Raw genomic sequence first — 21,802 nt, 5'->3', positions numbered from 1 at the left:
TTATCTCATCAATAAAAAGAGTCACTATAACTTGTTTTTGCAAGATTGTATCTCTTTGCCTACTCTAAAGCATTCGCACCAGCAACAATTTCTGTAATTTCTTGCGTAATTGCTGCTTGACGAGCCCTATTGTATTGAATCGTTAAATCATTGATAACATTTTTAGCGTTATCAGTTGCTGTTTGCATGGCTGTCATTCCAGCAGCATGTTCAGCAGTTTTAGCATCAATAATAGCTCCATAAATCAAACTCTCTGTAAATTGAGGTAATAATTGATTTAGGATTGTATCTCTATCTGGTTCTAATTCAAAACCAACTACTCCTTCATCATTAGCTTCTTCAGCTACTAAATCTGAAATAGGTAACATTTGCTGAACACGAACCTGACTAGTTAAACTATTGACATGGTGATTATAACAAACATACAGCTCATCAAAAATCTCATTTTGATACATTGCTACTGACTGAGAAATAATTTTTCCAACTTCTTCAAAGCTAGGTTGATCTGCTAAGCCGCGAAGTTCAAAAGATACATTCATACCTCTTGCCTTGAAGAAATCAGAACCTACACTTCCAATTGATATAATGGAATAACTTCCATCCGCATGGTATTCCTCAATCATTTCCATTACTGATTTTAAGATTTTGGAGTTGTATCCTCCAACTAGTCCTTTATCTGAAGTAATGACAATATAACCTGTTTTCTTTACAGGACGAGAAACTAACATAGGATTTGTAGATCCTGAGGTTAACTCTGCTTTTAATAAATCAGTAGTAATTTGGCGAATTTTTGATGCATAAATCTGAAAATCGCGAGCTGATTGTTCAGATTTAACGAGTTTGGCTGAAGAAACCATCCGCATGGCACTTGTTATTTTACTTGTTTTCTCAGTAGAATTAATTTTTGCTTTAATTTCACTTAGAGAGCCTGCCATACTAGTATCCTCCCACTATTAATTAAAGTTTGCTTGATCTTTAAATGCTTTAATAGCATCGTCCAGATCTTTTTCTTCAGGAAGATCTTTAGTCGTACGAATTGTTTCAAATAAGTGGCTATAGTGCATATCGAAGTAATCATATAACGCTTCTTCAAATGCTAAAATATCATTGACCGGAACATCATCTAAGAAACCATGGGTCAAGGCATAAAGAATAACAACTTGTTTTTCAACAGGTAATGGTTTATGTAGCGGTTGTTTTAAAATTTCAACTGTACGACGACCACGATTCAATTTTGCTTGCGTTGCAACATCTAAATCTGAACCAAATTGCGTAAATGCTTCTAATTCACGATAGGATGCTAAGTCCAAACGCAATGTTCCAGCAACTTTTTTCATTGCTTTAATTTGAGCTGAACCACCTACACGTGATACAGATGACCCCGCATCAATTGCTGGACGAATACCCGAATTAAATAAGCTTTCTTGTAAGAAAATTTGTCCATCAGTGATTGAAATTACGTTTGTCGCAATATAAGCAGAAATATCTCCAGCTTGTGTTTCAATAAACGGTAGGGCAGTAATTGAACCGCCACCTAAGTCATCAGATACTTTTGCAGAACGTTCTAATAGACGACTATGGAGATAGAAAACATCACCAGGGTAAGCCTCACGACCTGGAGGACGTCTTAATAGTAATGACAATTCACGGTAAGCTACGGCTTGTTTTGATAAGTCATCATATACAATTAGGACATGCTTGCCTTGATACATGAATTCTTCTGCCATTGCTACGCCTGCATAAGGGGCAATAAACAACAATGGAGAAGGTTGAGAGGCAGAAGCAGTCACAACGATCGTGTAGTCAAGAGCACCATATCGACGTAAGGTTTCCACTTGAGTACGAACTGTTGATTCTTTCTGACCAATTGCCACATAAATACAGATCATATCTTGACCTTTTTGATTCAAAATGGCATCGATAGCAACAGAAGTTTTACCTGTTTGTCGGTCCCCAATGATTAACTCACGTTGCCCACGACCAATTGGTACAAGAGCATCAATAGCTTTCAAACCTGTTTGAAGTGGTTCTGAAACAGATTTCCGTTGCATTACCCCCGGAGCAACTGCCTCAACTGGTCTGAAACCAGTCGTTGCAATATCTCCTAAACCATCAACTGGCTGACCAAGAGGATTGACAACACGTCCAATAAGAGCTTCACCAACTGGAACTTCCATAATTTTCCCTGTACGTTTTACAACATCTCCTTCACGGATTGTTGAAAACTCACCAAGAATAATGATACCAACATCGTTAGACTCAAGGTTTTGAGCCATTCCGAATGCACCATTTGAAAATTCAAGAAGTTCTCCACTCATGGCATTATCTAAACCACGAGCACGAGCTATACCGTCACCAATATAAGTAACGACACCAGTTTCTGTGACATCAAAATTTGGCTGGAAGTTCTCAATTTGCTTTTTAATTAAAGCGCTAATTTCTTGTGCATTAATTGCCAAAAGTCACACCACTTTCTATATTAATTTCATTTTAAAGTCATGTAATTGTCGTTTAATACTTGTATCAATAACTTGATTATTAACTGAAATAATGAAGCCTCCAATAATAGAAGCATCAATTGTTTCAATTAAACGACCTGTTTGGATGCCAAACTTAGACATAACAACAGATATGACACGATTTTTTTGTTCCTCAGTAAGAGGTATTGCTGATGTAACAGTTACATCATAGGTGTTTGTTTCTTGAGCGATTTCTTTCAAAACTGTTTTGAGCATATCAAATAATAAATACTCTCTTTGATTTTGAAGGACCACATCAAGAAAATTGTTTACATAAACTGAACTAGAATCTTTCAGTAACCTAACTAAATTTGCCTTATCATCTGGAGCATAAGCAAGACTTGATAATATTTTATCGAGATTTGATGCTTTCATGGTTTCAAGAATAGCATAAACATCTTCCTTCAAAGCATTTAAGAAATCTTTCTCGATTGCTACTTCAACGAGACTTTTCGCATATTGCTCAATCAGAGCCAGTTCTTTTTTTGTCATTAAGCTTCTCCTAAGTCATCAAGATAACTATCAATAAGTTGGCTTTGTGCTGACTTATCCAGATTTGCTCCTAATACTTTTTCGGCTAAAAGAACCGTTAAATCTGTCATCTCTGACTTAACACTTGAAATAGCATCTGTTTTACTCTGTTGGATGTCTGCTTGAGCTTTTTCTTTTAGACGACTTACTTCGGCACTTGCTTCAGCTACTAATTGTTCACCTTTTACTTGACCAAGTTCTTTGGCATCCGTAATAATTTTACTTGCTTCTTGTTTAGCACCTGCTAATTCATTTTCACGTTTTTGAGCAAGATTCTCTGCTTCAATTCGTGCTTGTTCAGCACGATCAATATCACTAGAAATCTTAGCAGAGCGTTCTTCTAAAATGCCACTTATTGAACCCCATGCAAATTTTTTCAGCAAAAGATACAAAACAAGAATTGAACCCGTTACGAGAATAAAATTCCCAATAACTTCTCCTACAGTTAATTCCATAGAATTACTCCTTTCTTATTCTTCTTCCTCATTGACTTTTTTTCCAAGATACATTGATGTTAATTTAGTAAATACATAAGCCTGAACGCATGAGATAAAGACTGAAAATGCTGTCCAAACCATATTTAAAATAAATGCAACTGGAAACCATGCCATATTTGCAACTAACATTTTTAGAATAAGACCCGTCACGACTTCACCAGCAAAAATATTTCCGTATAAACGTAATGCTAGCGATAAAACATTGGTTACTTCTTCTAAAAGGTTCATGGGTGTCATAATTGTAGGACTTGCAAATCGTTTTAAATAAGGAATAAATCCTCGTTGACGAATACCTTCAACATGGCAAATTATGGCAACTAATAATGATAATGATAAGTCAAAACCAATATTAGCAGTTGGTGACGTCCAAAGATTCATCTTATCTGGCGTTTCCAACTTTGTCATTAGTCCTAAATTATTTGCAACCATTACAAAAAGAAAGACACAGAAAAAGAAAAGTGCATAGCGACTACGAAATGGTTTTTCAATATGCTCATCGGTAACGCCTGAAATAAAATCCAAAATGAATTCTAAAGCAGTTTGTTTACCTTTTGGACGCAAGCTCATATTTCGACTTGCTAGATAAACAAATGAAAAAACAATAACTATAGTAATAATACACATAGCAAGCAGGGTCAAATTAAAGGTCACAGGACCTAGTGTCAGTGTTGGAGTTATTTCTTCCAACCTCTTCCCTCCTTTGATATCGGTCTTAGATGACGTTACACATGTCTGTATTTATGATACATAAACAAATAACGCTATCCTTACTAATTTTTTGAAGCTTTTGCTTATTTCAAAATAAATGCCATTGCTAATGTAACGAAGAAAGTTCCCTCGATAAAGGCAATACCTAAAATCATTAATGAACGAAGTTGACCAATAATTTCAGGTTGGCGAGCTGCAGATCTAAATAGATTTGCCATCAAGAAACCCTCTGCAAGTGATACACCAAAACAGGCAAATGCCAATGCGAAAATAGGACTCATTTTAGAATTCTCCTTAAAAATTTTTTTACTTTGCTATTCTATTCCTTAATAATAAGAATGTCAACAGAAATCCAACGTTTGATTACGCTTTCTTAAACCTTTACTAACCAAAGTTTAGAGTTTTCTTAGAAACACGATTATCTTATCAAGGTAAATAGCTTGACAATTCAATTATAACAGTAATTTAGCTTTATTTCAAAGTTTGACAAATTCCAAAAAGAGACGGGGAAAACCGTCTCAACTATTGATATTTTTAATGATTTATTTTATTCAAATGCCAAATCTCATTGGTATGCTCCTCAATCGTATCATCTGAAGTAAATCTATCTGAATGAGCAATATTAACTAACGACATTTGTGACCACTTCTTTTGATCACGATATAAAAGATCAATTTTATTTTGGGCTTCAATATAAGCTGGCAAATCTTCTAATAAGAAATAGTCTTCATTATGAGTGATTAAAGCCTCATAAATTTCCATACCTTCATTCTGACAATTAGGAATAGCACCGTTCACGAAACTATCAACAATACGTCTAATCTCCGGATTTGTCTCATAAAGTACTCTGGAATTATAGTCATGTTTTTCATAATGTTGATAAACTTGATCCTTTGTTATTCCAAAAATGATAATATTATCATCTCCAACTTGATCCTTTATTTCTATGTTAGCACCATCTAAGGTAGCTAATGTGATAGATCCCGTCATCATAAATTTCATGTTTGACGTTCCTGAAGCTTCTTTGGAAGCTAAAGAAATCTGTTCTGATACATCAGCAGCAGGAATAATTAATTCTGCCAGACTAACGTTATAGTTTTCTAAGAAAACAAGCTTAAGCTTTCCATTTAAAGAGGCATCATTATTGATAAGATTAGCCATTTCATTAATTCTTTTAATGACCAATTTTGCAAAATGGTAACTCGGCGCAGCTTTTGCTCCCAAAATAAAAACTCTTGGAAGGCAGTCCAAATCAGGATTATCTTTCAAATCAAGATAACGTTTCATAATATGAAGGACGTTAAGCAACTGACGTTTATAGGCATGAAGGCGTTTTACTTGGACATCAAAAATAGCATCAGATAACACAACGACACCCGCCGTTTTTAAGATATACTTAGCCAATTTTTATTTTGCAATTTGCTTGACTTGATGAAACTGTTTTAAAACCTGAGGGTCATTTTGAAAGTTTTCCAGTTTCCTCAGACGATGGATATCCCTACGCCAATCCTCTCCGATAGTGCTATCAATTACTCTTGATAATCCAGGAGCTGCAATCTGAGTCCAGCGTCTTTGCACTATTCCATTAGTTTTATTATTGAATTTTTCTGGATAAAGTTGGTAAAAAGCTCTTAAGGTATCTTCTTTTAAGAGTTCTGTGTGCAGTTTTGCCACACCATTGACTGAGTGTCCTCCAATTATAGCTAAATGTGCCATATGGATAAAACGGTCTTTAACAATTCTTGTATGTTCAATCAGTTCCGCTTCTATTCCTTTTTGTGCCAAATCTTTAACATAGCGATTTTCAATTTCAAGGATGATTTGATAAACACGTGGTAAAACAAATTTAAAGAGCTCTGTACCCCACTTCTCCAATGCTTCAGATAAAATGGTATGGTTGGTTCGTATAACTCATGGTCTTAACAGTTGCTTCCCAAGCCTCATCCCACTCCAAGCCATAGTCATCTATTAAAAGTCTCATTAGTTCCGCTGGTGCGACAGCCGGATGTGTATCATTAATATGGAGAGATACTTTTTGGTAAAAATCTTTTAAGGGCATACCTTGTTTTAAATAAGATTTTATGATAGATTGCAGGCCCGCACTTGTCATAAAGTATTCCTGAATCAATCGAAGTTTTTTCCTTCATAATTGCTATCATCTGGATATAAAACTGCTGTGATATCTTGAACAGCTCTTCTAGACTCAAGCGTAGGGTAATCCAACTCATCTTCTACAGGTATTTCAACATCCCATAAGCGGAGATTATTGATCACATCGTTTCCAAAACATTTCCTGTTGAACCAAACCAAGTATCCGGCAATTCAACTTGATAGCCATCTACGATTCTTTGTTTAAACAGTCCATATTGATAACGGAGGCCGTTCCCAAAACCCGGATAACCTGTTGTAGCCAATGAATCCATGAAAGCAGCTGCTAATCTTCCAAGACCACCATTCCCGAGCGCCATATCATGTTCAGCTTCTTTAACGGCTTCAAAATCAATCCCTAACTCATTAAAAGCCTCTTTTGTAGTGCTAAGGATGCCTAAATTCAACAAGTTAGTTTCTAACATACGGCTAGGTAAAAACTCAATTGAAAAATAATAGGCAACTTTTTCTTGATTCTCCGTTAATTGACGGTTACGTTCTAACCATATGCGTGTGTAATATATGCGAACTAATTTAGCTAGAGCGAAGAATATTTCTGTCTCACTAGCATTTGGTATTTTGACTAATTATTCTTCATGCAAAGTATCTTTAAAATCGCGAATGAATTTTTCTTTTGTGACTTTCATTTTCTTTGATAAACTCCTAAAAATGTTTTAAATCCAAATAAAGTTTTTCATAAGCTAAACTTGCAGTATCCCAAGAAAAATCAGCAGACATGGCATTTTTCTGAATGGTTTGCCAATCTTCTTTATGGTTATGGAAAATATCTAAGGCAAATAATAATGTATTTGTCATCCAAAAACCTGAAAAATGATTGAAACCGAAACCTGTACCCGTTTTATCGAACGGGTTAAAAGGTTCAACAGTATCCTTTAAACCACCAATTTCATGAACAATTGGCAAGGTCCCATAACGCATTGCCATCATTTGAGATAAGCCACAAGGTTCAAAGGCACTTGGCATTAAAAACATATCAGAGGAGGCATATATTTTCTGAGCCAATCCTATATCAAAAGTGATATTGGCAGAAAGTTTTTCAGGATAGCAATTGGCAAACCATCTAAATGCTTCTTCATATTGCTGATAGCCTGTGCCTAATACTACCATTTGAAGGTCTTGTTGTAAGATACTTTCAAGTTCTGAAACAAGAATATCAAAGCCTTTTTGATCAGTAAGTCTGGAAACTATACCAATTAATGGAATGTTTTCATTAACAGGGAGACCCAATTGTTCTTGAAGTTCTTTTTTATTTTTAGCCTTACCACTTAAATCATTGATAGAAAATGGAAAAGTCACATGGGGATCATTTTCTGGATTATAAAGCTCTGTGTCAATACCATTCACAATTCCAGAAAGTTTTCCCGATTCCATTCTCATCACTTGATCTAAACCTTTTCCAAAAGCTACCGTTTGAATTTCATTGGCATAAGACGGGGAAACCGTTGTCACGCGATCTGCATATAGAACACCAGCTTTCATCCAATTTAAGCAATTGTTCCAACGAAGTGTACCATCTTCATAACGTTCTGAACCGACACCAAATAAATCTCCTAACATTCCTGGACCAAATTGACCTTGGAATTCAATATTATGAATGGTAAAAACAGTTCTTATCTTCTGATATGCTTGAATCCAATGGTATTTTTCTTTCAACAAGAAAGGAATCATGGCAGTATGGTAGTCGTGAACATGTAGGACATCAGGAATGAAATTTATCTTCTCCATCGCTTCCAAAGCTGCCAGTTGGAAATAAGCAAAACGTTCACCATCATCCCAATCTCCATAAATATGGCCACGGAAAAAATAATCTCTATTATCAATAAAGTAAAAGGTCACATTGTCTCTAATCATTTCTTTGATGCCAACATACTGATGTCGCCACCCAACATTAGTATAGAAGTAAAAAAGGTCTTTTACCTGATTTCCAAATTGTTGATCAATCACATCATAATAGGGGAGAATGACTGCGATTTCATTTCCATTTTTGGCTAGAGATTTTGGTAATGCTCCAATAACATCACCTAATCCCCCTGTTTTAGCAAAGGGTGCGCCTTCTGCTGCAATAAACAATAATTTCATTTCACCATATCCTCAACAACACAACTTCCTTTTGAAACAACAATAGGTTCTTCTTCCGTTCCTCTAATAGTAATACCCGCTTGAACTGTCACAGACTTATCAATAATAGCATATTCAACACTCGCCCCTTCACCAATGGTAACTTTTGGTGATAAGATAGAATTCTTGATTCTTGCATTTGGGGATACATAACAATTTCTTGCAACAATTGAATGATCTACTTTTCCTTTAATCACACTACCTGAAGCAAACTGAGAGTTATTGATATCAGACTCCGCTGAAAAATAAGTCGCTTCTTCATTTTTAACGCGTGTATAAACTTTTTGATTGGAGTAAAGTAATGAATAGAATTTTAAGGGCTCAAGCATATCCATATTAGCATCATAGTAGGATTTGATAGAATGAATATTTGCTAAATACCCAGTATATTCGAAAGCTAAGGCCCCTTCACTAATTGTTAAATCTCTCAATAAGAACCGTAATTTTTGCGGATGTTCCTTTTGAACTTCTTTTTCCATCTCTTCGATTAACCACTGAGTATTAACGATATAAATACCAGCTGACATTTTTTCGATACTGGATGAGTCATTGATATGACTTCGTCCTACTACTGTGTCCGTTTCATCAATCTCTAAAATATCATTATCAGGTGAAATAGAGTCAACAGGCGTCTTTTTATAGACAACAGTAATATTGCGATGGTTTGAATTATGAAGGTGAATTACCTGCTCTAATTCAATATTACATAACATATCACAACTCATATAAATGGTTTGATCAGTCCCTGACCGCTTTAGATAAGTTAAAATTTGATCATAATAATCTGGATCAGCTTCCTTAGTATTTTCTTGTGTATTATAAAATCCTAGAAAATAATGGCTGAGTAATGAATTAAGACCCCACTCGCGACCACTTCTGACATGGTCAAAGACTGAGCGAATATTTTCAGTCCTGAAAATCCCATATATACTTCGAACCCCAGCATTAGCTAAGTTAGACAAATGAAAATCAATAAGACGGTATTTACCGCCAAATGGTAAATTTGCTAATGGACGTTTATCTGTCAATCCACCCATTTCTGGGAAACCAATTGAGCTACCTAAAATAGCTGAATATTTATCAATTTTCATTTGAAACCCCCACAACTTCATTATAGCCTACAACTTGAATCTCATCTGTGCCATCAATAACGACATTATTACCAATAATAGCACCTTCACCTATAATAGCTCTATTAATTTTTGCTCCCTCACCGATAACAGCACCACTCATAATAAAGGAATCTTTGATTTCAGCTCCTTGTTTCATGTGAACATTTGCTGAAAGAATCGAATGATCTACTTTTCCGGTAACAAAGCATCCATCAACAACTAAAGAATCAGTCACTTCTGCATGTTCAGAAATAAAGTTTGGCGGAGCAATGTGATTTTTTGAATAAATTTTCCATGAACGGTTTCGACTATCTAACGGATTGTTTTCAGCGATATATTCCATGTTAGCTTCCCAAAGCGATTCAATGGTACCCACATCTTTCCAATAACCATTGAAATTATAAGTGTAAACACGTTCACCAGATTCTAAATAAGCTGGAATGACATTTTTCCCAAAGTCAGACATATCAATATTGCCATTTTCTGAGTCTACTAACATGTTTCTCAAGCGTGGCCAGTTAAAAATGTAGATTCCCATAGAGGCTTTTGTCGATTTTGGATGTTCTGGCTTTTCTTCAAATTCTACAATCCTATCATTAGAATCTGTATTCATGATGCCAAATCGACTGGCTTCTTTTAATGGAACGTCTAAAACTGCCACTGTTAGACTTGCCATATTGTCCTTATGGACCTGCAACATTTCCTCATAATCCATTTTATAAATATGGTCACCAGATAAAATTAAAACGTACTCAGGATTAATACTATCAATATAATCTATATTCTGATAAATCGCATGACTAGTTCCTTCAAACCATTTATTTCCTTCAGTTGCTGAATAGGGTTGAAGAATGGTAACACCTCTATTAATGCCTTCAAGACCCCAAGATGAACCATTTCCAATGTGACTATTTAATGCCAAAGGTTGATACTGTGTGATAACACCGACATTATCTATTCCGGAATTAGCACAGTTTGATAGTGCAAAGTCAATAATACGATATCGTCCTCCAAATTGAACTGCTGGTTTTGCAATATTTTGAGTAAGTTTTCCAAGGCGAGTTCCTTGTCCTCCTGCTAAAATGAGGGCTAACATTTCATTTTTCATATAGGATCCTTTCATGGTCAAATGACCATCACATATTGTTACAAAGACAGATTGGCTATTGCATTATTTTTTTCTCTTTTTTAACCTCCAAATACTTGCTCCTAAAGCTGGGACTGTAAAATGTAATGTATTATGATAATTTTTCCATTTTTCACTTTGACTTTGCGTTATTGGATTATGTTCTTGCCATACACCTCCAAATTGTGACATTTCCGTATTCAATACTTCTTCATAAAAACCAGATATAGGGACACCTATAGTGAAGTCTCTTCTTTCAACTGGAGTCATATTAAAAACACAAAGTAGAAATTCACCTTTATCGTTTTTTCGAAGGAAAGAAAGGACCGACTCCTCTTTATTATCTGCATCAATAATTTCAATACCATCATAGGACATATCATTTTGCCAAAGCATATTATTTTCTTTATAAAAGGCATTGAGCTGACTGGTAAAATCTAACATTTTGGCATTTAAGTCGTCATCCAAATTTTCCCAGACCAACTGACCATCATATTTCCATTCTAAAAATTGACCAAATTCAGATCCCATAAAAAGCAATTTTTTCCCAGGATGACATATCTGGTAGGCTAATAAATTTCTCAAACCAGCAAACTGATTATAACGATCCCCCCACATTTTATGCATAAGGCTTTTCTTTCCGTGAACCACTTCGTCATGAGAAAAAGGAAGAATATAATGCTCATTAAAACAGTACATAAAACTGAAGGTTACCCAATTGTAATGAAACTTTCGTTGCAGAGGATCTTCTTGGTAAAATCTCAAGATGTCATTCATCCAACCCATATTCCATTTATAGTCAAAACCTAAGCCACCTTGGTCTTGAGACTTCGTAATTGGTATCTCCGCAGTTGCCTCTTCAGCAATCATCATCACGTCAGGATGAGAAGTCTTTATTATCTTAATGAGTTTCTTGAGAAAAGCTATCGCTTCTAAATTATGATTTCCACCTTCTAGGTTTGGGGTCCATGGACCCTGGTCGTAATCTAAATAGAGCATATTGCTAACTGCGTCAACACGAATACCATCTAGATGGAAGGTTTCCAACCAAAATAATGCACTTGAAATGAGAAAGGACTGAACTTGATTTTTCCCTAAATCAAAATTTAATGCCCCCCATCCATAATTGTGAGCTCTGTGATGATCCTGATATTCATAAGTTGGTGTTCCATCAAAATAAGCTAAGGCATCATCATTCTGTGTAAAATGACCTGGAACCCAGTCAACTAGAACTCCTATATTATTCAGATGGCACTCTTCAACAAAATCTCTAAAATCTTCTAAACTACCAAAGGTGCTGTCAAAAGCAAAATATCCCATGAGTTGATAACCCCAACTCATCCCTAAGGGATGGGTCATTAGAGGCATGAACTCCACATGTGTGTAGTTCATCCGTTTGAGGTAAGGTATTAAGCACTCTTTAAGTTCTTTAAATTGGTAAGGTTTCCCGTTTTGGTCTTTTTTCCAGGAATTGGCATGAACTTCATAGATATTGACCGGTCTTTTTTCAAAACCAAATCGTTTCCTTCTGCCCATCCAAAGGCTATCCTTCCATTTTTTCTCAGTAAGGGTTTTGATAATTGCACCTGTTCCAGGACGAGATTCAAAACAGATAGCCATTGGATCTATCTTATCAATTTCTTGTCCGCCTTTGCGTCTTACCAAATACTTATAAATATCCCCCTCATGAGGCAAGTGTGAAAAAACTTCCCAGATCCCAGACTCGCGTCTTGTCATTGGGATTTTTGCTTGATTCCATTGAGAAAAATCGCCCATCAGATAGACCATTTCCGCATTTGGAGCCCACACTCTAAAGATAAATCCATCTTGACCATCCCTAGATTCCGCATGAACACCCAGAAATTGATGTAGTTGAAAATTTTCACCTGTTCCGAAACTGTATTCCGCTAACTCTTTATCCATCACACCACCCTTTCACTCCTAATGCTTGATAATTCCTTTTAAAAAACAAAAATAACCTGAATTAAATCAGGTTATTCCGTGATATCAAGGACCATCGCCGTTAAATTATTGATAATGCCGTCTTGTTTTTGAAAACGCTTATCATTTGTTTCAATTATAACATTCTGACAATTTATTTTCAATTGTTTACCAAAAATCGTGAAAATAATTTGGTATTTTCTTATATCATCAATGATAAAGCTGATATAACCTGAATTTGTTTGAGCACTTTCCACGAAAACATGCTTTCTAATGTCTTCAAAAGTTGGATATGAAAACAAGGGAGTCTTTGTTTTTAGTTTTATTAATTGTTTAATAAATTGAATGGACTCTTTTTCTTGTGTAACTAAGTTCCAATTGACTTGATTCACTTGATCGGGGGCATTATAAGAATTCATAGCGCGCTCCCTATCTTCATGTGTCAACTCATTATTTTCGCCAGTTGGAAAAAGTTTTGTTCTTAAAAATTCTTGTCCAATCTGCATAAAACTAATGCCTTGCATAAGTAAATTCATGGCAGAAGCTAATTGGACACGCTTGGTATGGATATCAAGGCTATCATTAGGATTTAATGCCCAAAACAAATCATTTAAATTATAATTATCATGTGCTTCCACATAGTTAATGACTTGATCAGGACTTCGATAATTCACAAGCTCATCACTGGCAAGTATTGCTTTTGCAACAATATCTTCGGTTCCAGCTCCAGACACAAAGCCTTCTTCCAAAGCACCAAAAACTTCTGCCCCCTTAATCGCATTACGTTGATCGTCATTGAAAAATCCAATTCTAGGCATTAGATGAGCATTTTCTTTTTTGGCTTTTTCTTCCGGTAAAAGTCCAATTCCCATATCCCAACCTTCTCCAAAAAGGAGGATTCTCGGGTCAATGTTATCAACGGCTTTGCGAATCGCATTCATGGTCTCAATATCATGTAAGCCCATCAAATCAAAACGGAAACCATCAATATTATAGTCATTTATCCAATAAAGTATGGAATCAATCATATACTTGCGATACATCTCTTTTTCACTAGCTGTCTCATTCCCACAACCAGATCCATTTTGAAAGGAACCATCTGCATTCATACGATAATAGTAATCTGGTACCGTTAATTGAAATGCTGAATCACGAGAAGAAAAAGTATGATTATAAACCACATCCATGATGACATTTAAACCAGCATCATGATAGGCTTGTATGGCTTCTTTCAACTCTAAAATACGAGTTGCAGGTTCATGAGGATTACTAGTAAAACTAGCTTCGGGAACATTGTAGTTTTCTGGATCATAGCCCCAGTTATAGGCATATTCTCCATCTTCCGTTAGGGTCTGATGATGATCAAAAATGGGTTGCAGTTGTACATGAGTTATCCCTAATTCTTTCACATAATCAAAACAAGTGGAATCACCAAATTGATTTTTTGTTCCTTTTTCCCACAAACCTTGAAATTTACCTCTAAATTCTTCTCGTACACCAGAACTACTTGATTTTGAAAAATCTCTTACATGCATCTCATAGATGACAGATTGGAGAGAATTGTCTAGCCTCCAGGTAGCTTCTGCTCCTTGCTTAACTTCAAATCCTTTTGGTTTCAAGTTCTCAGGCGCAATAACAACTGATCTTCTCCCATCAGAGGTAGCAGCAATTGCATAGGGGTCCCGTGAATCAACAAAGAACCTTTTTCTATGGTGCACACGATAAGAGTATGCTTGATAATCATAATCGCCATCCAAGGTCAGTTCCCAGACCCCTTGGTTATTTGTAAAATGATTCTCTGGACTACTAATTTGTCCACGAGTCATTGTGTAAACTGCAGATACACTCGCTCTATCATCAGTAGAACTGTACAGAATTAATTCTACTAGCTCAGCTGTTGGAGACCAGAGACGAAAAGTCGTCTGGTCATTTTGGTAACGAAATCCCAACCAATCTGAAAATCCCCATTTATAATCGAAAGCTTTGCTATTAACAGCCATATCAAAGGCATGAGACTGACGCTGTTTATAAAAACGGCTCGTAATAGCAGCTTGTCTCGAATAATAGACCGTTTCATCGCCATCAACAATCCAAACTTCTGTTTTGGGGATACCAAAATCTCTTTCCACCTTATAATCAATGGACTGTTTTTTCCAATATTGTTCTTTAATGATCAGGAAAACATGGCTTAAAAAATAAGGAGCTTCATAATCCAATAGTGCAACGGCACCAAAGCTATCAAAACGTGAAAAAAACGCATCCTTTCCTAATTTACCATCTTGCCATTGCCAAAGACTCATATTAAAGTAATTGCCTTGATGACTATGATAATGGACAAGAACTGAATTATTCATTATCTAATAGTCCCCCATTTTTTTCTTCATAATCTTCTACTTCATGGGCAAATTTTTGGGCTATTTCTTCAATTTCGGGCTCATCTTCCTCCATACCATAGGCATCATCTGAAATCAAATCTGTGTTGGCAAAAAAAGTAATATGATTTTTGAGATTCTCCAAAACAATTGGAGCATCCCCACCATATTCACCATCCAAATTAATCATCATCGGATTTTGTGATTTCGGTTCAATCACGATTTTACTTGTTTTTAAATATTCAATTCGACGATCTGTGATATGCTTACCGCCATCTATGACCAGACGTAACAGATGTACAATTTCAAAAAGGTTTGCTGTTTTAACCAGTATCAAGGTAAACATGCCATCATCAAGTTTAGCATCTGGGGCAATCATTTCAAAACCACCAACAGAATTTGTAATTGCAGCAAAAATCATTGAAACTTTACCTTCAAAAACGCCCTCATCATGAGTTATTTTGACAGGAACATTTTTGACACGTGGTAGTAATTCAACCCCTTTAGCCAAATAAGCTAAGTAACCAAACATGGTTTTTAGTTGACTTGGAACACTATAGGTTAGTTCTGTTAAACTACCTGCAGCCGCAATGTTAATAAAGTACTGATCTTCTCTAGCCTTACCGATATCCATTTTTATGGTCTGTTTTTTCCCAATTAAATGAGCTGCCTTAATAGGATTACCTCTTGGAATTTTTAAAGCTCTGGCAAAATCATTAGTTGTTCCAGTTGGAATAATGGCCATTTGGGGACGGTGCGGTAAGGGAGCAATACCACTAACGACTTCATTAATAGTTCCATCACCACCCGCAGCAATGATAAGATCAAATCCAGCTTCCGCAACTCTTTTAGCTTCAAAGTAAGCTGATTTAGGTTCTGCTGTAGTTTGAAAAGCTGAAGTCTCATACCCATAACTTTCCAAAATATCCAAGACATCTGCCACATTTTTTTTCATGATCTCTTGGCCAGAGGTTGGATTATAAATTAATCTTGCTTTCTTTAGTTTTGTCATTACTTTTCCTCATTACTTATAATTGGAGTAACCAATTTTCATCTTTTACGTCAACGCCTAGACTACGAGCTTTATCTAATTTCGAACCAGCATCACTTCCGGCAATAACTAAATCCGTTTTCTTTGAAACGCTGCCAGTAACTTTGGCGCCCATATTTTCTAACTTTTCTTTCGCCTCTTGACGCGTCATTTCTTCTAATTTGCCTGTGAGTACCACAGTAAGACCAAACAATTGAGCAGAGGTGTCAACTTTTTTTCCAAGATAATCAAGATTAACACCCTTATCTTTTAATTCGAAAATTAATTGTTTAGCTTCCTCTTTTGCAAAATAATTTTTAATAGAATTTGCAATAACATGACCCAAACCATCGATTTGAGCTATGGATTGATCATCAGCTTTCATTAGATTTTCAACACTTCCAAAAGTCTCTAATAACAAACGACTAGCTTTTGCACCAACATGTCTTATACCCAATCCAAATAATAATTTATCTGCTGAATTAGACTTGGAAGATTGAATCGCATCCAACAATTTTTGAGCAGACTTTTCTTTAATCCCTTCCAAAGTCAATAAGCTGTCTAATGACAATTGGTAAATATCCGCCACATCGTGAATTAATTGGGCCGAAAAGAGTTTTTCAACAATAGCAGGGCCAAGTCCGGCAATATTCATTGCATTTCGACTGGCAAAATGTTCTAAACTCCTTTGAATAAGACTTGGACAAAGAGGATTGATACAGCGTAAAGCCACTTCAGCTTCAAGGTGAACTAAATCACTCTGACAAGAGGGGCACACTTTAGGAATAGGCATCGGTAATTGTTGGTCCCGTTTTGTGTCTACTACCCGTAAAACCGCTGGAATAATATCTCCAGCTTTATAAACAATGACAGTATCACCGATCCTAATATCTTTTTCTGCAATATAATCGACATTATGAAGAGTCGCTCGGCTAACAGTAGTCCCAGCAAGTTGAATTGGTGTTAAATTGGCTGTTGGCGTAACCACCCCTGTTCTACCGATTGTCCAATCCACTGAAAGGATTTCAGCTTCTTTTTCTTCTGCTGGAAATTTATAAGCTATGGCCCATCGAGGAGCTTTAATGGTGAAGCCTAATTCTTCTTGCATTGCTAAATTATTGACCTTAATCACGATACCATCGATATCATAGCTTAGGTTATCTCGTTCGTCCTCTACTTGAGTAATAAATGACCATATGTCTTCCATAGAGGAACTGATAAGACGCTTTTTATTTACTGAGAAGCCCAAAGCTTCCAACTTTTCTAATACATCTTCTTGATTTTGAGCTTGACTAGGACTCGCCTCTTGGTACAAAAAGCTTGCCAATTCTCGTCTGGCAACAATTGAAGTATCTAACTGTCTTAAAGTACCAGCTGCAGCATTCCTTGGATTAGCAAACTCCGTTTCACCATTTTCTTGTCGTTCCAAATTAATTTTTTGAAAAGAACTTCGTGACATGTAGGCTTCGCCTCTAACAGTAATTGTAATGTCATCCTTCAATTGATGGGGAATATCTTTTATTTTTTTGATGTTTTCAGTAATATTTTCCCCAACACTGCCATCACCACGCGTTGCTCCCGTTACCAATCGGCCTGATTCATAGCTCAAAGAAATAGATAAGCCATCGATTTTTAATTCAGCAATGTATTCTGCTTTGGGAAATTCTGATTTTACGCGACGATCAAATGTTTCCAATTCTTCTTTTGAAAAAGCATCTTGCAAACTGTATAGAGGGAATGGGTGTTGGTATTTTTCAAATCCAGATAAAATAAGCCCTCCCACTGCTTGTGATGGACTATCTTTTTGAATATATTCTGGGTATTCTTTTTCTAAGTCAATGAGTTCGTGATAGAGTTTGTCATACTCCTGATCACTAACACTTGGATTATCATTGGTATAATATTCTTGACGATATTGATTCAGTAAAGACGTCAATTCTCTAATTCTTTTTTCCATAGTTTTATTTTATCACATTTCCTGATAAATAAGCTATTGCTTCACTAAGCATTCTTAAAATAAATAAAGTTTTCTTACATTGTAAGAAAACTTTATGGGTTCTAGGATTTATGGATTTTATTGCTCTAAATGCATACGTTTTGATAACTTATCAATGATAATCGAACCAATTAATAAGGATGCTAATTCACCCATTGCTGTTGTAAACCAAGTCAATAAAAAGGGTGATCCAAAAAATGACAATTCAATAGCAACTGTAATCATCGAAGCAGCAAAAAAGAGTGAAAAATAGAAAAATGCCTTGTTAAAAAGACCATTAAAAACATAATCATTCTTGTATTTTTTAAACAATAATACACCTAAAGTTACAAATAAGAGTGTAGAACCGCCTCCTACAAAAACATCAATAAGTCCAAAACTATAAAAGTTTGCAATCATACAGCCTAATGTTACCGCAATAATATACTTTTTATTGAAAAAAGCAAGAAAGTTCATCATTTCAGCCACTCGAAATTGATACATACCATAGGAAATGGCATTAAGAGGTGGTGTTATGGTAAGTACGACATACAAAGCTGCAACAAGAGCTATGTGAACATAGTCACGGACAGTATAATTTTTCATTTTTTTCTCCTTTAACGATACATCAATTGAAAATGATTGATGCCGTTTGTATTATGCTTGGCGAAAGGGAACTAAGCACCAAGGGTTGCTAAGCAACTTTATTATTGTAGCATAAAGAATGACAGAAAAAAAGACCTTAAGAAAATTCTTAAGATCTTTACATTATTATTGAACTTTAGTAATGTTTGTAGCTTGAAGACCACGTTGACCTTGTTCAATATCAAATTCAACTTTTTGACCTTCGTCTAATGATTTAAATCCGTCAGATTGAATAGCTGAGAAATGTGCAAAGACATCATCACCATTTTCTTGTGAAATAAAACCAAAACCTTTTTCTGCGTTAAACCATTTAACTGTACCTTGTGCCATCTGAGATATACCTCTTTTAATATTATTTGTAAAAATTTTCAAAGAGATAAAACATAGATAAACTGATACTTTGACTCGTGAAAAACTTATTACTCTTTAACTTTAACAGTATCTGATCTATATGTCAATGAAAAAGATGAAATTTCACTTTTATTTTTAAAAAAAGTTTAAAAAGTTTAAGAAAATATAAAAACCGATAGAGTCACCTTTTATTCTAATATTTTGTAAACTGGAGATTTTTCCAACATTAGTAGAAATTCTTTGACACTTTCATCTCAGACTTGTCTTCGTTTATCTTGACCATACTAGCTATCCTGAAAGGGGGTGCGACTACGAAATCGTAATCTTCAATTGAGAAATTTTTGTCTTAAGCAAAAAGAGAAGACTTGGATTTTTTCCAAGCCTTCTCCAATAACATTACCTCGCTAAAAAATCAGCTTTTGATAATTTAGTCTACAATTAGTTTTCACTCTATAGAAAGAAAAAAAGCTTGGGAAATCCCAAGCTTTCTATTCTATCAGTTTTGCATCGTAGCTGTCCGAACGCTCACTCCTATTGTCGTGACCATTCTAGTCAGCCTGACGGGGGTGCGACTACGAAATCCCATTCTGCGAATGACCAATTTCTGTCTTACCGTACGAAAAAAGCTTAGGATATACCTAAGCTTTTAATCATTTTAAAACTTCGCTAATTTCTTAGCTCAGGATAAAATAGTTCACTGAACTATTTTATTTTTTAAGGTTATAGAATGATTTGATTCCTTTGTATTGTGCTACTTCACCAAGTTGATCTTCGATACGAAGTAATTGGTTGTATTTAGCAATACGGTCTGTACGTGATAATGAACCAGTTTTGATTTGTCCAGCATTTGTAGCAACTGCGATATCAGCGATTGTTGAATCTTCAGTTTCACCTGAACGGTGTGATACAACTGCAGTGTAACCAGCTTCTTTAGCCATTTCAATAGCTTCAAAAGTTTCAGTAAGCGTACCAATTTGGTTAACTTTGATAAGGATTGAGTTAGCAGCTTCTTCTTTGATACCACGTGCTAAGTAATCAGTGTTTGTAACGAAGAAATCGTCACCAACTAATTGTACACGGCCACCAAGACGTTCAGTAAGAGCTTTCCATCCATCCCAGTCATTTTCATCCATACCATCTTCAATTGTGATGATAGGGTATTTGTTTACTAATTCTTCAAGGTAATCAATTTGTTCTGCTGAAGTACGAACTGCAGCGCCTTCACCTTCAAATTTAGTGTAGTCATACACTTTACGTTCTTTATCGTAGAATTCAGATGATGCACAGTCAAAACCAATCATAATTCCGTTTTCACCTGCTTCATATCCTGCAGCTTCGATAGCTTTAAGGATTGTTTCTACACCGTCTTCAGTTCCTTCAAATTTAGGAGCGAAACCACCTTCGTCACCAACAGCTGTTTCAAGACCACGTTCTTTAAGAATTTTCTTAAGAGCATGGAAAACTTCAGCACCCCAACGAAGAGCTTCTTTAAATGTTGAAGCACCAACTGGCATAATCATAAACTCTTGGAAAGCAATTGGAGCATCAGAGTGAGATCCACCGTTAACGATGTTCATCATCGGTGTTGGAAGAACTTTAGTATTGAAACCACCAAGGTAGTTGTAAAGTGGCACTTCTAAGTAATCTGCAGCAGCACGTGCAACAGCAATAGAAACACCAAGAATAGCGTTAGCACCTAATTTACCTTTGTTTGGAGTACCATCAAGAGCAATCATTGCACGGTCGATAGCTTGTTGATCGCGTACATCATAACCGATGATAGCTTCAGCGATAATGTTGTTAACGTTGTCAACTGCTTTTTCAGTACCAAGACCATTGTAACGAGATTTGTCACCATCACGAAGTTCAACAGCTTCGTGTTCACCAGTAGATGCTCCTGAAGGAACCATTCCACGTCCGAAAGCTCCTGATTCAGTATAAACTTCCACTTCAAGTGTTGGGTTACCGCGTGAGTCAAGGACTTCGCGAGCGTAAACATCAGTAATAATTGACATTATAATACTCTCCTTATGAGTTTTAATTTTTTACATGTCCATAATATCACAAAAAGTATCGATTTTCAACTTAAAATACGTATTAATGAAAAATTTCACTTTCTTCCAATTTTATTTTCTGAATCTTTCCTTACATTTCAGAAATCCAATGAATACGGGTTTTAATAGCTTTTTAATTGAAAAATCAGTATAATGAAGTTAACTTGATTTCCACTAAGGAGGACGTTATGGAGTCACTAGATAAAAAAGTCTTAAAAAATGCTTTAGGTGAAAAGAGACTTGATCCTGATCAACAACGCTACTATTTAGGAACTTTTTCAGAAAGAGTTCTCTTAACCATTCCCTTAAAAGGAATTGAGGAAGACATTGCTAAAATTGAATTCAAACGACTATTACCTTCCTATGTTGAGAAATACCAACCTTTATCATTGAAACTTTCTTCAGAATTAGACTCAGAGTATCAAATGTTTTATATGAAGTTAGCTAGCAAAAAGGGGATTCCAACAACTATTATTGATGAGACTGGCGCTAATTCCCCATTTGCTTTAGTTCTTCATACGGATCACGCTGTCAATTTAGACGAAACATCAATAGCCACTAGCCTTGATCAGTCGAACAAAGTTACTGAAAATACTCAAAAGAAACCTTCCTTTTGGGAAAATTTATTCAAAAAATAAAAAGTCCATAGGACTT

At 35.7% G+C, this 21,802-nt stretch carries 17 protein-coding genes, 1 pseudogene and 1 riboswitch; of the genes and pseudogenes, 1 reads left to right on the top strand and 17 read right to left on the bottom strand.

Features of this window, described 5'->3' with window-relative positions:
- Positions 1-59: 59 nt before the first annotated feature.
- From DQM95_RS03850 to eno, 17 genes and pseudogenes are all read right to left on the bottom strand, one after another.
- Positions 60-935 carry a F0F1 ATP synthase subunit gamma gene (locus DQM95_RS03850; RefSeq protein WP_012658189.1) on the bottom strand — a complete coding sequence of 292 codons (876 nt, stop codon included), beginning with the start codon at positions 933-935 and terminating at the stop codon, positions 60-62.
- 18 nt (positions 936-953) lie between these two features.
- Complete coding sequence (gene atpA / locus DQM95_RS03845) at positions 954-2,459, bottom strand: F0F1 ATP synthase subunit alpha (RefSeq protein ID WP_111685943.1); 1,506 nt, start codon at positions 2,457-2,459, stop codon at positions 954-956.
- Positions 2,460-2,474: 15 nt separating this feature from the next.
- A complete protein-coding gene (locus DQM95_RS03840; protein ID WP_012658187.1) occupies positions 2,475-3,011 on the bottom strand; it encodes a F0F1 ATP synthase subunit delta in 537 nt (178 codons plus the stop codon).
- Positions 3,011-3,505 carry a F0F1 ATP synthase subunit B gene (gene atpF / locus DQM95_RS03835; RefSeq protein WP_012658186.1) on the bottom strand — a complete coding sequence of 165 codons (495 nt, stop codon included), beginning with the start codon at positions 3,503-3,505 and terminating at the stop codon, positions 3,011-3,013. The genes DQM95_RS03840 and atpF overlap by 1 nt, the downstream gene beginning before the upstream one ends.
- 15 nt (positions 3,506-3,520) lie before the next feature.
- A complete protein-coding gene (gene atpB, locus DQM95_RS03830) occupies positions 3,521-4,234 on the bottom strand; it encodes a F0F1 ATP synthase subunit A (protein WP_012658185.1) in 714 nt (237 codons plus the stop codon).
- Positions 4,235-4,338: 104 nt separating this feature from the next.
- Positions 4,339-4,536 carry a F0F1 ATP synthase subunit C gene (locus tag DQM95_RS03825; RefSeq protein ID WP_012658184.1) on the bottom strand — a complete coding sequence of 66 codons (198 nt, stop codon included), beginning with the start codon at positions 4,534-4,536 and terminating at the stop codon, positions 4,339-4,341.
- Between the two features lie 253 nt (positions 4,537-4,789).
- Positions 4,790-7,050: pseudogene (locus DQM95_RS03820) on the bottom strand (glycogen/starch/alpha-glucan phosphorylase).
- A 16-nt stretch (positions 7,051-7,066) separates the two neighbouring features.
- A complete protein-coding gene (gene glgA, locus DQM95_RS03815) occupies positions 7,067-8,503 on the bottom strand; it encodes a glycogen synthase GlgA (protein ID WP_037592310.1) in 1,437 nt (478 codons plus the stop codon).
- Positions 8,500-9,633, bottom strand: a complete 1,134-nt coding sequence (glgD, locus tag DQM95_RS03810; protein ID WP_037592311.1) for a glucose-1-phosphate adenylyltransferase subunit GlgD — start codon at positions 9,631-9,633, stop codon at positions 8,500-8,502. The genes glgA and glgD overlap by 4 nt, the downstream gene beginning before the upstream one ends.
- A complete protein-coding gene (locus DQM95_RS03805) occupies positions 9,623-10,762 on the bottom strand; it encodes a glucose-1-phosphate adenylyltransferase (protein ID WP_037592312.1) in 1,140 nt (379 codons plus the stop codon). Before DQM95_RS03805 ends, glgD begins: the two co-directional genes overlap by 11 nt.
- 63 nt (positions 10,763-10,825) lie before the next feature.
- Entirely contained in the window at positions 10,826-12,703 is a 1,878-nt protein-coding gene (gene glgB / locus DQM95_RS03800; protein WP_037592313.1) for a 1,4-alpha-glucan branching protein GlgB, read from the bottom strand.
- 71 nt (positions 12,704-12,774) lie between these two features.
- Positions 12,775-15,075 carry a type I pullulanase gene (gene pulA, locus DQM95_RS03795; protein WP_037592314.1) on the bottom strand — a complete coding sequence of 767 codons (2,301 nt, stop codon included), beginning with the start codon at positions 15,073-15,075 and terminating at the stop codon, positions 12,775-12,777.
- The gene (locus DQM95_RS03790) at positions 15,068-16,105 is read right to left on the bottom strand and encodes a diacylglycerol kinase family lipid kinase (protein WP_037592315.1); all 1,038 of its coding nucleotides are present in this window, start codon (positions 16,103-16,105) and stop codon (positions 15,068-15,070) included. The genes pulA and DQM95_RS03790 overlap by 8 nt, the downstream gene beginning before the upstream one ends.
- Positions 16,106-16,121: 16 nt before the next feature.
- Complete coding sequence (gene ligA, locus DQM95_RS03785; protein WP_037592316.1) at positions 16,122-18,080, bottom strand: NAD-dependent DNA ligase LigA; 1,959 nt, start codon at positions 18,078-18,080, stop codon at positions 16,122-16,124.
- A gap of 117 nt (positions 18,081-18,197) precedes the next feature.
- On the bottom strand, positions 18,198-18,704 hold the full coding sequence (locus DQM95_RS03780) for a QueT transporter family protein (protein WP_012658175.1): 507 nt from the start codon (positions 18,702-18,704) through the stop codon (positions 18,198-18,200).
- Positions 18,702-18,818, bottom strand: a riboswitch (PreQ1 riboswitch). It overlaps the preceding gene by 3 nt.
- 51 nt (positions 18,819-18,869) lie before the next feature.
- Entirely contained in the window at positions 18,870-19,073 is a 204-nt protein-coding gene (locus DQM95_RS03775) for a cold-shock protein (protein WP_012658174.1), read from the bottom strand.
- A gap of 728 nt (positions 19,074-19,801) precedes the next feature.
- On the bottom strand, positions 19,802-21,109 hold the full coding sequence (eno, locus tag DQM95_RS03770) for a surface-displayed alpha-enolase (RefSeq protein WP_012658173.1): 1,308 nt from the start codon (positions 21,107-21,109) through the stop codon (positions 19,802-19,804).
- A 227-nt stretch (positions 21,110-21,336) separates the two neighbouring features.
- Between eno and DQM95_RS03765 the strand changes: the two genes are divergently transcribed.
- Positions 21,337-21,786 (top strand): YueI family protein, encoded by a 450-nt coding sequence (locus DQM95_RS03765; RefSeq protein WP_012658172.1) that lies wholly within the window; start codon positions 21,337-21,339, stop codon positions 21,784-21,786.
- The last annotated feature ends 16 nt before the right edge of the window (positions 21,787-21,802 follow it).

Origin of the sequence: Streptococcus uberis (assembly GCF_900475595.1) — a bacterium.
GTDB classification, from domain to species: domain Bacteria; phylum Bacillota; class Bacilli; order Lactobacillales; family Streptococcaceae; genus Streptococcus; species Streptococcus uberis.
Note: the sequence above shows the minus strand (reverse complement) of the source record. Positions and strands in the feature narration are given on the sequence as shown.